Annotated in this window: 10 protein-coding genes; 6 read left to right on the forward strand and 4 right to left on the reverse strand. The window is 65.3% G+C overall.

From position 1 onward, the window contains the following. Positions 1–23 precede the first annotated feature (23 nt). On the forward strand, positions 24–1,277 hold the full coding sequence (locus tag ABGX75_RS07235) for an AGE family epimerase/isomerase (protein ID WP_287124559.1): 1,254 nt from the start codon (positions 24–26) through the stop codon (positions 1,275–1,277). Here the strand turns inward: ABGX75_RS07235 and ABGX75_RS07240 are convergent. Both ABGX75_RS07240 and ABGX75_RS07245 read right to left on the reverse strand, forming a co-directional pair. Beyond that, positions 1,261–2,367 (reverse strand): hypothetical protein, encoded by a 1,107-nt coding sequence (locus ABGX75_RS07240; RefSeq protein ID WP_035414696.1) that lies wholly within the window; start codon positions 2,365–2,367, stop codon positions 1,261–1,263. The genes ABGX75_RS07235 and ABGX75_RS07240 overlap by 17 nt on opposite strands. 1 nt (position 2,368) lies before the next feature. Next, the gene (locus ABGX75_RS07245; protein WP_287124560.1) at positions 2,369–4,033 is read right to left on the reverse strand and encodes a hypothetical protein; all 1,665 of its coding nucleotides are present in this window, start codon (positions 4,031–4,033) and stop codon (positions 2,369–2,371) included. 232 nt (positions 4,034–4,265) lie between these two features. On the opposite strand from ABGX75_RS07245, the gene yghU reads away from it, so the two are divergent. Next, entirely contained in the window at positions 4,266–5,126 is an 861-nt protein-coding gene (gene yghU, locus ABGX75_RS07250; RefSeq protein WP_011506096.1) for a glutathione-dependent disulfide-bond oxidoreductase, read from the forward strand. Between the two features lie 57 nt (positions 5,127–5,183). Here yghU and ABGX75_RS07255 read toward each other — a convergent pair whose 3' ends face one another. After that, on the reverse strand, positions 5,184–5,957 hold the full coding sequence (locus tag ABGX75_RS07255; RefSeq protein ID WP_011506097.1) for an HAD-IIA family hydrolase: 774 nt from the start codon (positions 5,955–5,957) through the stop codon (positions 5,184–5,186). A gap of 130 nt (positions 5,958–6,087) precedes the next feature. On the opposite strand from ABGX75_RS07255, the gene ABGX75_RS07260 reads away from it, so the two are divergent. Both ABGX75_RS07260 and hemG read left to right on the forward strand, forming a co-directional pair. Beyond that, the gene (locus tag ABGX75_RS07260; RefSeq protein ID WP_287124561.1) at positions 6,088–7,335 is read left to right on the forward strand and encodes a dicarboxylate/amino acid:cation symporter; all 1,248 of its coding nucleotides are present in this window, start codon (positions 6,088–6,090) and stop codon (positions 7,333–7,335) included. Positions 7,336–7,403: 68 nt separating this feature from the next. Continuing rightward, the gene (hemG, locus tag ABGX75_RS07265; RefSeq protein WP_287124562.1) at positions 7,404–8,834 is read left to right on the forward strand and encodes a protoporphyrinogen oxidase; all 1,431 of its coding nucleotides are present in this window, start codon (positions 7,404–7,406) and stop codon (positions 8,832–8,834) included. A gap of 7 nt (positions 8,835–8,841) precedes the next feature. Here hemG and ABGX75_RS07270 read toward each other — a convergent pair whose 3' ends face one another. Beyond that, the gene (locus ABGX75_RS07270; protein ID WP_287124563.1) at positions 8,842–9,846 is read right to left on the reverse strand and encodes an NADP-dependent oxidoreductase; all 1,005 of its coding nucleotides are present in this window, start codon (positions 9,844–9,846) and stop codon (positions 8,842–8,844) included. 135 nt (positions 9,847–9,981) lie between these two features. On the opposite strand from ABGX75_RS07270, the gene ABGX75_RS07275 reads away from it, so the two are divergent. Both ABGX75_RS07275 and ABGX75_RS07280 read left to right on the forward strand, forming a co-directional pair. Then, on the forward strand, positions 9,982–10,428 hold the full coding sequence (locus ABGX75_RS07275; RefSeq protein ID WP_287124564.1) for an META domain-containing protein: 447 nt from the start codon (positions 9,982–9,984) through the stop codon (positions 10,426–10,428). Positions 10,429–10,656: 228 nt separating this feature from the next. Further along, positions 10,657–11,850 (forward strand): aldose epimerase family protein, encoded by a 1,194-nt coding sequence (locus ABGX75_RS07280; RefSeq protein WP_287124565.1) that lies wholly within the window; start codon positions 10,657–10,659, stop codon positions 11,848–11,850. Positions 11,851–11,853: the final 3 nt, after the last annotated feature.

Consider the following 11,853-nt stretch of genomic DNA (forward strand, 5'->3'; position numbering starts at 1 on the left):
TGGTCACGCGAGGCGCGCAAGGCATGGCAGATAATACGCATTCACCGGCACGGGGCTGGTTGGAAACCGAGACTCATCACCATTGGCTGACGCGAGAGGGCTTGAGGCTGCTCGAGTTCCACCGTCAGGCGCGGCTCGATACCGGCGGTTTCGCGCCGCTGGATGGCGATGGGCGAATTCCCGAGGGGGCGGGTGCGGACACCATGATCACCGGCCGCATGGCGCACAGCTATGGGTTGGCGGCGATGCAGGGCGTGCCCGGCGCGGCGTCGCTGGCCGAGCATGCCATACGTGCCTTGAGCGGTTTGCTGCGCGACGAACGAGACGGCGGCTGGTTGGCGAGCGATCCCGCTTTGACGGAGGATCGCACCAAGCAGTGCTACCTGCATCACTTCGTCGCCCTGGGGGCCGCGACCGCGACCCAGGCGGGCATTCCCGGCGCGCTGCGGCTGCTCGATGAGGTGGTCGAGGTCATCGAGACGCGCTTCTGGTCTGAGGACGAGCAGGCCTTCGTCGAGCGTTATGCGCAAGGATGGCACGAGCTGGCGGACTACCGTGGCGGCAACAGCAACATGCATGGCGTGGAGCTGTGCCTGGCGTTGGCCGATGTGCGCGAAGCGCCGCATTGGCTGGATCGTGCGCTGGCCATCGTCGAGCGCTTGATCCACCGCCATGCCGCGCCTCGCGATTACCGCATTCTCGAGCATTTCCATGGCGACTGGGCCGAATGGCCGACGTTTCATGTCGACGAGCCGGACCACGACTTCACCCCCTACGGCGCCACGCCCGGACACGGCTTCGAATGGTCGCGCCTGATGCTGCATCTGGAGGCGGCGCTCGAGATGCGCGGACGGGAGGCGCCTGCCTGGCTGTTCGCGGACGCCGCCGCGCTGTTCGAGGCCAGCCTGCGCGATGGCTGGGCCCCCGATGGCGCGCCGGGGCTGGTGTATACCGTGGACTGGCAAGGCCAGCCGAGCTCGCGCCGTCGCCGCCACTGGACCCATGCCGAGGCACTGGCCGCCGCCGGTGCCTTCCTGCAACGCACGGGCGAGGCGCACTACGAGCGCTGGTACCGCCACTTGTGGGATTTCATCGACACCACCTTCATCGACCGGAAGCGCGGCGGCTGGCAGCAGGAACTGGACCACCGCCTCGTCATCGACCCGGCGCAGGGCGACGTCAAACCCGACCTCTACCACGCCTACCAGGCCACCCTGCTGCCGCGTCTCCCCCTGGCGCCGGTACTGGCCGTGGCGGTGGCTAGACGAGGTGACTGAGTGTCAGGTAGGGGTACGCGATACCGATGCCGCCGGCGATGGCGAGCAACGCCATGCAGGCCCAGAGATAACCGGTGCGTCGTCGCTGTGCCTTGGCGTCGGCGGCTTGCCGCTGTTGCAACTGAGCAAGCTCGGTGCGCAGCGACGCGAGGGCCTGTTCGCCGTGTTTCGCGTGGTCGTCCAGCGCTCGTGTGAGCGTTGCCTGGCTTTCCTGGATGGCATGATCCAGTTGCCTTTCCCACGCGTGTCTGGTGTGAGCAAGCGTTTCGGCAAGCGAGGCGTGACGGGCCTGCACATCTGCCTTGTGGATCTCGAGTTCTCGGCGTAGCGCGTCGATCTCGTCCTGGGTCGTCTCCTCGAGCGTCGCCTTGACGCTTTCCAGACGGGAGGCCAAGGCCTCGTGCCGTTGCGCCTGCTGCTGGGCGGCGTGCTGGTGGCTGTCGGCCAGTTGGCGTTCCGAGAGGGAGAGGCGTTCTTGCAGTTCGGTGCGCGTGCGTTCGAGGGCCGTCTGCGTGCCTTCCCGCTGTTCGGCCAGGGCGGCGTCGACTTCCTGCATGCGCGCCGCGAATTCCTGCGTGAGGCGATCCCTGGCGGTCGTGACCTCTTCGGCGATGTCGATCAGCTGTTGCCCATGCTCGGCGGTGAGTCCCTGGACATTGAGCAGATTGGTGACGTATTGGCGCAACTCGGTGGCCTGACGGGAGATACTGGCCTGATGCTCTTCCAGTTTGCGCGTGTGGTCGGCGAGCGACTCGGCCTTGTCTTTCAGGTCGCGCTGCTGCCGGCCCAACTGGTTCTGTTGTGACACCAGCTGTTGCGACTGCATGGTGCTGATCATCATCAGCTGAGCCAATGTCTTCGAGAACTCCGCCTGCAGCTCGTGAGCATCGAGTTGCGCGTCCTTCAGCTCCTTGCCGTTGAACAGGCGCCCCAGGAAGCCGCGCTGTTCATGCTTGTCGCGGATATCCTTGAAGTCGTCCAGGCGCTTGAAGGTCTCGTGAAACTTTTCGTAGATGTCCTGTATGTCGATGTGCTGAAGCAGTTCTTTCGGTGGCTGGGTCTTGGCGAGCTGGGCAATGACGTTGGACATCTCATGTTTCCTTGTGAGATCGGCCGAGAAGGCGGGTGAGGGCTGCATTGACGTCTTGCTGCGTGCGCGTGGCGTTATCGAGGCTGGTGCGCGTGTCATCGTGTGTCGCACGAGTGGCTTCGGCGGCCCGGTTGGCATCGGCAAGTGCCTCGCCGGCCTCCTGCCAGTCGTGCGAGATGCTGTCGTTGAGGCCGAGCGATGCCCGGTAGCTCGCGGATAGCCGGAGTTGCACGTCGATACGCTCGGCCGTCTGGCGCATCAGCGATTGGTAGCCTTCCAAGGCATCGATTTGGCTGTTCAGGCAGGCGGTTCCCTTGTCGAGCATCCAGTCGATGATCGAATCGATGGCATACATCAGCAAGGCCGTCGCCAACCCGGTCAGCAGGCCGGTAAGGACCGGAGAGATGAAACCGGCGATTGGCGCCAGTGGCGGAATGCCGAGCAAGAAAGCGTTGAGAGACTCTTCCCACAGCATGCCGGCACCTAGCGTGAAAAGCCCGGCAACGCTTTTGGCAATGGCACGCAGCCGTGCCTCATGACTCATGCCTTCGGGTGGCCAGAGCATCATCTTCAATGCATCCCATAGCTGGTGGATGCCTTCACGGATGATGGTGACCACCTTGGCAGAGGTGGTGATGAGGTTGTTGATGAGGAAGGTGAGAAGGTTACTGATGAAGCCTTGCAGCCCGCCCTTGAAGAATTCGCCGAGGGCGTCCTTGAACTTGCCCTGCACGCGTCTGGCCACGCGCTTTATCGCGGCGGTCAAGCGTTCGAGCAGCGAGTCGGGATGCGTGCGGTCGTTGACCACCGACGCCACCTCGGAGAAGACACCGCTGACCAGTTCATGCAGCAACAGTCCCAGGGCGCGCCGCATGCCCGCCTTGCCGAATTCCCGGGTGCCGGTCTTGCCGAGCTCCTTGGCATGGTAAGCGACTCGCTCACCGGTATCGGGCAGGTGAGTGTCGATGGCGGTGCGCGCTTCTTCGACGAGAGGGCCGGTGCGTGTCTCGTCGTACCCCTGTTGTGCGGAGAGCGCTTCCTCGGCGGGCGCATCGCTTTTTCTGCGATTGTTCTCCAGCGTGGTGTAGTTCAGGTTCTTGTCCTCCGAGGCAAGCGTCTGCCGCCCTTCCGGAGTGCGCATCCAGCCGCCTTCCTTATGTACCTGCTTGAGCGGAATGGTGTGATCCAGTTCCGCATTCATGGCTTGCTTGCCGTTGGACGTGGTGCGCTTGGTCGGTGCCTGTTCGCCGGTATAGGCGTCCGTGAAGGTGTCGGCGTTCATCTCGCCCGCTTGCACGGCGTTGCGCTTCTTGTCTCGCTTGGCACCTTGGTAGTCGTAATCGTTCCGGTCGTATTTTTCCGAGGCCTTGGCGTAGATGTCCTGGTGGGCATTGTGCTGGGTGGTCACGTTGCCGCCGTCGATGTCATCGAACATTGCGGGCGTCAGTCCGAAGGGACCGATCAGCTGCTTCAGCGCTTCATCCCGACAGTGGTCCAGCAACGCCTGGATGCGTTGCTCCTTCAAGGCGTTGCGACGCTGCGAGGCCGAGCGATGCAAGGGGGTGTCCGACTGGCGTCGGTCGGATTCGTGCGGGGAGAGTGACCAGGATGACGGCGTGACATCGTTGTCGAACGGGGCAATGTACGGCTTCTGGAACGTGGACATCGTGGCGCCTTGTGTCGGTTCTCGTGGATCGGGCGCCATGGCGCACGAATGATAATTTACCCCGTGCCTTGGCGCGTTGTCATGATTTGTAACCAGGCGATCGTTTCATGTGACGGCATGCGCATTGAACCACCCGCCTCGCGTCCCAATGATTATCAGACTACCTTTCTAGGCGACTGGACGATCCCGCCGCCTGGCGAGATGAGATCCGACGCACTGACCAGGAGGCTGCATGAGCCAAGAGACTGAGTACACGCCACCCCGGGTGTGGGAACCGAAGGAAAGCGGCGGCAAGTTCGCGAGCATCAACCGCCCGGTCGCGGGGCCCACCCACGAGAAAGCACTCCCGGTGGGCAAGCATCCCTTCCAGCTGTATTCGCTGGCCACGCCCAATGGCGTCAAGGCGGGGGTGATGTTCGAGGAATTGCTGGCGCTGGGGCACCAGGGCGCCGAGTACGACGCCTGGCTGATCGATATCGGCGAGGGCGATCAATTCGGCAGCGGTTTCGTCGAGGTCAATCCGAACTCGAAGATTCCGGCGCTCATGGACCACAGCACCGACACGCCGACACGGGTGTTCGAGTCCGGCTCGATCCTGCTGTACCTCGCCGAGAAATTCGGGGAGTTCCTGCCCAAGGAGCATGCGGCACGCACCGAGGCGCTCAATTGGCTGTTCTGGCAGATGGGCAGCGCGCCGTTCCTCGGCGGCGGTTTCGGGCATTTCTACAGCTACGCGCCGGTCAAGCTCGAGTACCCCATCGACCGTTACGCCATGGAAACCAAGCGTCAGCTCGACGTGCTGAACCGGCACCTGGCGGAAAACCGCTATCTGGCCGGCGACGAGTACAGCATCGCCGACATCGCCAACTGGGCCTGGTACGGGCAATTGGTGCTGGGGCGTCTCTACGATGCCGCCGAGTTCCTGCAAGTCCACGAGTACACGCATGTCGTGCGCTGGGCCGAGGAGATCGACGCGCGTCCGGCGGTGCAGCGTGGGCGGATGGTCAACCGCACCTTCGGCGAGCCCGAGACGCAACTCCACGAACGTCACGATGCCAGTGACTTCGAGACCCGGACCGAGGACAAGCGTTAAGCCCTGCCTGCCGAGTGTCTGCACTCGGCCAGGCGGCATCAAGGGTTGCCCCGGGCGCTACTTCTCCAGCAACTCCGCGACCGAGTCGATGATCTCGCGGGGACGGAAGGGGTAGCGCTCGAGATCGCCGCGCGTGGCGATGCCGGTCATCACCAGGACCGTGTGCAGCCCGGCCTCGATGCCGGCGATGACGTCGGTGTCCATGCGGTCGCCGATCATGCCGGTCCGCTCGGAGTGCGTGCCCAGCTTGTTCATGGCCGAGCGGAACATCATCGGGTTGGGCTTGCCGACGTAGTAGGGCTCGCGCTTGGTGGCGGCGGTGATCAAGGCCGCGACCGCGCCGGTGGCCGGCAGGGGACCCTCGGGGCTGGGGCCGGTGACGTCGGGGTTGGTGGCGATGAAGCGCGCCCCCGCGTTGATCAGACGAATCGCCCGGGTGATCGCCTCGAACGAATAGCTGCGGGTTTCGCCGAGGACCACGAAGTCCGGCGCGACATCGGTCATCACGAACCCGGCTTCGTGAATGGCCGTGGTCAAGCCGGCCTCGCCGATCACGAAGGCCGATCCGCCGGGAGCCTGATCGCGCAGGAAGGCGGCGGTGGCCAGGGCGGACGTCCACAGGCGGTCCTCGGGCACGTTGATGCCCAGGCGATTGAGTCTCGCGCTGAGGTCGCGCGGGGTGTAGATGGAATTGTTGGTGAGCACGAGGAAGGGCGTACCGTTGGCCCGCCATTGGTCGATCAATTCGACGGCGCCGGGAAGCGCGTGATCTTCGCCGATCAATACCCCATCCATGTCCGTCAACCAGCAATCAATTGCGCGTTCGCTCATTGCCTCGTATCCCGTGTCCGAATCCATGCGCCCAGCATAATGGTAATATGACGCCGCCGCAGCCTTCGTGTCAGGCGTTGTGGCCGACATGGAGCGACACCATCATGGCCAAACACAGGGAGAAGGAGCGGTGAAAGCACTGCTGCATGCTTATTTGAATGCCTCGTTGATTCTGCGCGTCACGCTGGCGCTGATACTGGGTGTCGTGGTGGGCCTGGCAGGTGGCCAGAGCGTGGCCGACTGGCTGGCACCGTTCGGCGATCTATTGCTGCGCCTGCTGAAGTTCCTGATCGTGCCGATCGTGCTGTTCACCCTGCTGGTGGGCATCAACCAGGCCAGTGCCGGGAGCATGGGGCGCATCGGGCGCAAGGTGTTTTTCTATTACGTCGGGACCTCGGCGCTGGCGATCGTCGTGGGGCTCACGGTGGCCACGCTGCTGTCGCCCGGCAGCGGCATGACGCTGGACGACAGCGCCGAGGTATCGGTGCCCGAGAATCCCGGCATCGCGCAGGTAGTGCTGGGCGTGGTGCCGGACAATATCATCGGTGCCTTTGCCGAGCTGAACCTGCTGGGCATCATCTTTACCGCCATCGTCTTCGGCATCGCCTTGTTGAAGCTGCGCGCGTCCGAGTCCCACGGCGCGCTGGCCGAGCAGCTGTTCCGGGTCATCGAGGCGCTCAACGAGGTCACGCTCAAGGTGATGTCGGGGGTGCTGCATTACGTGCCGATCGGGGTGTTCGCCATCGTGGCCGGCACCGTGGCCGAGCAGGGCATGGTTACGCTGCTGTCGCTGGGCGACATGGTGCTGGTGCTGTACCTCGCGCTGGGCGTGCATGTCCTGCTGTATTGCGTCTTGATGGGCGTCTTCGGCGTCAAGTTGCGGGATTTCTTTCGCGAAGCGCGCACGCCGATGGCGACCGCCTTCGCCACCCAGAGCAGCTCCGGCACGCTGCCGCTGACGCTGGACGCGGCCCGGCGCATGGGGCTGTCGCGTGGGGTCTACGGCTTCAGCCTGCCGCTGGGGGCGACCATCAACATGGATGGCGCCGCCATTCGCATCGCCATTTCCGCCGTGTTCGCGGCCAACGTGATCGGCGCGCCGCTGGATTTTGCCAGCATGCTGGAAATCGTGCTGATCGGCACGCTGGTCTCCATCGGGACCGCCGGCGTGCCGGGCGCCGGCATCATCATGATCGCCACGGTGTTCTCCCAGGTGGGCCTGCCCATCGAGACGGTGGCGCTGCTGACCGCCATCGATGCCCTGGTGGGCATGGGCTGCACGGCGCTCAACGTCACCGGCGACATGGTAGGGGCGTCGATCATCGGGCGCAGCGAGCGGACACGGGATGCCGAGTGCGTCGATGCGCCGCAAGCGTAGTGCCCCGCGAGCCGGCGGTGTCCGCTATGCTCGTCGTCTGAATGTCAGGTGCGCCCAGGGGAGACGTCATGCAGCATGAAGAACAGCTCGATGCGACCGACCAGGCGGTCGGCGAGGCCCGGCGCGACGTGGTCGTCGTCGGCGGCGGGGCCAGCGGCCTGGCCGCTGCCCGGGCGGCGGCCAGGCGCGGGCTCGCTGTCAGCGTGCTCGAGCGCGGGCCGCACGCGGGTGGCAATCTGCGCACCCATCGCGACGGGGCGTGGCAGGTCGAGGTCGGTCCCAACACGCTGGTGATGAAGCCGCCGCTGCACACGCTGCTCGACGAGCTGGGACTGCTCGACGAGGCCCAGCCGGCCAATCCCGATGCGCGGCGTCGCTATATCGCCTTCCATGGACGCCCGGTGGCCTTGCCCACTCATGTCCTCAAGGCGCCCGCCAACCCGTTGATCGGCCTGCGCGGCAGCTGGTCCGTGCTGCGCGAGCCCTTTCGGGCGGGGCCGCCACGCGACGAGGAAAGCCTGGCGGACTTCGTCGTGCGACGCCTGGGACGCCACGTGCTCGACCATCTGGTCGATCCCTTCGTCTCAGGCGTTTATGCCGGCGATCCCGCCCGGCTCTCCGCGCAGGCGGCGATGCCCCGGCTGGTGGCGCTGGAGCGCGAGTACGGCTCGCTGGTGCGAGGCGGGCTGCGCCGGCTACGCCAGTCGCGTCGCGAACCGCCCGCCCTGCCACGCGAGTGGCGCGGACAACTGGTGAGTTTCCCTGCCGGGCTGCAACGCCTTGCCGAGCGGCTGGCGGAGGACATCGCCGATCAGCCCGGGGCATCGGTACAGTGCGGCTGCGAGGTCGTCGCCGTGGGCCGCGAGGCCGACGGCTGGCTGGTGGAAACGGCCGCCGGCCAGCGCATTCGCACGCGTGAACTGGTGCTGGCGGTGCCGGCCCCCACGGCGGCGGCGCTGCTGGCCCCCCTCGACGCGGCCCTGGCCGCCCCCCTGGAGGAAATCGCTTATCCACCGGTCAACGCGGTCTCGGTGGGATTTCGCCGGGCCGACGTCGACCATCCTCTCGATGGCTTCGGCATGTTGATTCCCGGGGTCGAGCGGCGGCGTACGCTGGGGGCACTGTTTTCCTCGACGCTGTTCCCCGGGCGTGCGCCGTCGGATCATGTGCTGCTGACGGCCTTTCTGGGAGGCCGGCGCCAGCCGGAGGCCGCCGCCGGCGACGATGCGGAGCAGGTCGCTCAGGTGGTGGCCGATCTCGGCGATTTGCTGGGAATTCACGCCGAGCCGGTGTGGCAATGCGTGAGCCGCTGGCCACAGGCGATTCCGCAGTACGAGCGTGGGCACCTGGCGCGGATTGCCGCCCTGGACGCGGCCCTGGAAGCGCATCCGGGCCTCTCGCTGCTCGGCAACTGGCGTGATGGCATCGCGGTGGGGGATTGCCTGGAAAACGGCCGGCGTCTCGGCGAGCGACTCGCCGAGACGCCGGATCGGCGCTGAGGGCCGGTTATAGGCGTACCAGCATCTTGCCGGTATTGCCGCCTTCGAAGAGCTTGAGGAAGGCATCCGGCGTGCGCTCGAGCCCGTCTTCGACCGTTTCCTTGTAGTCGAGCTTGCCCTGGGCCACCAGCGGGCCGACGTCCTTCAGGAAGGTCGGGTAGTGCTCCCAGTTCTGGGCGTCGGTGACGATGAAGCCTTCCATCCGTGCGCGGCGAATCAGCAAGCGGGACAGGTTGCTGGGGCCGGGGCTCGGCGTCTCGGCATTGTAGCCGTCGATCAGGCCGCACACCGCGATGCGTGCGCCGACACGGATATTGTCGAGTGCGGCTTCCAGGCAGATGCCGCCGACGTTCTCGTAATAGACATCGAAGCCCTCGGGGCTGGCGTCATGGAGGTCGGCGCCGAGTTGCCGGGCATCCTTGTCGCGATAGCTGACCGCGCGCACGCCGAGCGATTCCAGCCATTCGAGTTTTTCCGGTGCGCCGGCGATGCCCACGACATGGCAGCCCTTGGCCTTGGCCAGCTGCACGGCCAGGGAGCCGACGGCACCGCTCGCCGCGCTGACCAGCACGCGCTCGCCTTCCTTGAGCTGGGCAATGCGATTGAGCCCGGTCCAGGCGGTCATGCCCGGCATGCCGAGCACGCCGAGAAAGGCCTGCGGCGGCACCTCGAGGTCGGGAAGGGCCTGCAGGCTACTGCCGGGAAGCTGGGCGACATCGCGCCAGCCGCCCATGTGGGCGACGAGGTCTCCTGGAGAGAAGCGCTCGTCGCGCGACTCGAGCACCTCGCCGATGGCGGCGCCTTCGAGCGGTTGTCCCAGTGTGAACGGCTCGACATAGGTGGTCACGCCGTCCATGCGTCCGCGCATGTAGGGATCGACCGACAGCCAGCGATTCCGTACCCGGACCTCGCCCGCCTCCAGCGCGGGCAGCGTCTGGGATTCCAGAGAGAAGACATCCCGCGTGGGCAAGCCCTTGGGATGCGAGTGGATGGTGAAATAGCGTGATTCCATGATGCCTCCTGTGCGATGCGGCGCATCGAAACGTGGCGCCTGTGCAGACAGAGATGGGCGCGATGACGGGAAGACGCAAGGGGCAGCGACGGATCTGGTAGGCTGTCGGCGATGCCCATCATTCGAGGATCTCTCATGAAACACGCAGTCGCGAGTCTGGCCATGCTGTTAGCCGTTGCCCTCATGGCCGGGTGTGCCACGCAGGAAGGCCCCGCCACCACACGGCCGGACGAGTCCCTGGTGAACACGTACTGGAAGCTGACGGCGCTGGACGGCGCGTCGCCCGACGTGGTCGACGGCCAGCGGGAGCCGCATTTCGTCCTGCATGCCGATCCGGCACGCGTCATGGGATCGACGGGATGCAACCGCATGATGGGCAACTATCGATTGGAGGTCTCCACGCTGCGTTTCATGGCGTTGTCCAGTACGCGCATGGCATGCCCGCAAGGCGCATCGACCGAACGTCGTTTTCTCGCGGCATTGAACGCCACGACCGCGTGGCGGATCGAGGGCGAGCGCTTGTGGCTGCTGGATGCGCAGCACGAGACCCTCGCACGCTTCGAGGCGGTGCACTTGCAGTAGCCGCGAAGGCCGAGATGCCGGACAGCGACCCCGACCTTGGTCTAGCGCATGATGCAGCAGTATCGCGCGCGAGGCGGGTCGCCTGCACGGCGCATGCCGGGGCGATATCCATTGCGATATGCGGGTGTCGTGACTCGGTTATTGGTGAGACTGGTGGGCGCCGTCTAGCGTGAAGGGGCGTGGCGGTGCATGTCGCGTCGCCATGACGAGGCCCAGGAGGCGCGCACCATGTCTCGATTTTCAGGAATTTCACGCTTGGCCATGGGGGTGGGCATGACCTGCCTCGCGCTGAGCGCGGCACAGGCGAACACGATGCAAACGCAGTCCCCGTCGGTGGAAAAGGAATCTTTCGGGCAGTTGCCCGATGGCCGTGAGGTCGTGGTGTACCATCTCCAGAATGGCCAGGGCCTCGACATGCGGGTCACGACCTATGGCGGCATCATCACCTCTCTGCGCACGCCGGATGCCGAGGGCGAATGGGCCGATGTGGTTCTGGGGTTCGACAACTTGGCCGACTATCGCTCCGAGGCGTATCGCCAGTCCAACCCCTATTTCGGTGCCCTGATCGGGCGCTATGGCAACCGAATCGCCGAGGGGCGTTTCACGCTCGATGGCACGACCCATGAGCTGGCGACCAACGATGGTGACAATCACCTGCACGGTGGAGAGCGGGGCTTCGACAAACGCCTGTGGACGGCGACGCCTTTCGAGAACGACAGCGAGGTGGGCGTCGAGCTGACCTATGTCAGCGAGGATGGCGAGGAAGGTTATCCCGGGCGGCTGGAAACCCACGTGACCTACACGCTGACCGCCGACGACGAGGTGATCATCGATTATCACGCCACGACCGACAAGGCCACGCCGGTCAATCTCACGCAGCACAGTTACTTCAACCTGGAGGGCGAGGGCAGCGGCTCGATCGTCGACCATCGGCTGATGCTCAATGCCGACGCCTTCACGCCGGTGGACGACACCTTGATCCCGACCGGAGAGCTGCGCGACGTGGCGGACACGCCGTTCGATTTCCGTGAGGCCACCCCGATCGGCGCACGCATTGGCGAGGACAATACGCAACTGGCGTACGGGCAGGGCTACGATCACAATTTCGTGCTGATGCGTGACGCGATGGCGGAAGACGAACTGGTGCTGGCCGCCCGCGTCGAAGCGCCGGACAGTGGCCGCGTTCTGGAGATAGCCACGACCGAGCCCGGGATACAATTCTATTCGGGGAATTTTCTCGATGGCACGCTGATCGGCAAGGGAGGCGAAGCCTACGAGAAACGTAGTGGTTTCGCGCTGGAAACCCAGCATTTTCCGGACTCACCCAACCAGGCGGCATTTCCCTCGACGATTCTCGAGCCCGGCGAGACCTATCACTCGCGCACGGTGTGGCGTTTCTCCACACAGACACCGACGCCCTGAACC

This window comes from Chromohalobacter sp. (assembly GCF_039830575.1).
Lineage (GTDB): Bacteria > Pseudomonadota > Gammaproteobacteria > Pseudomonadales > Halomonadaceae > Chromohalobacter > Chromohalobacter israelensis.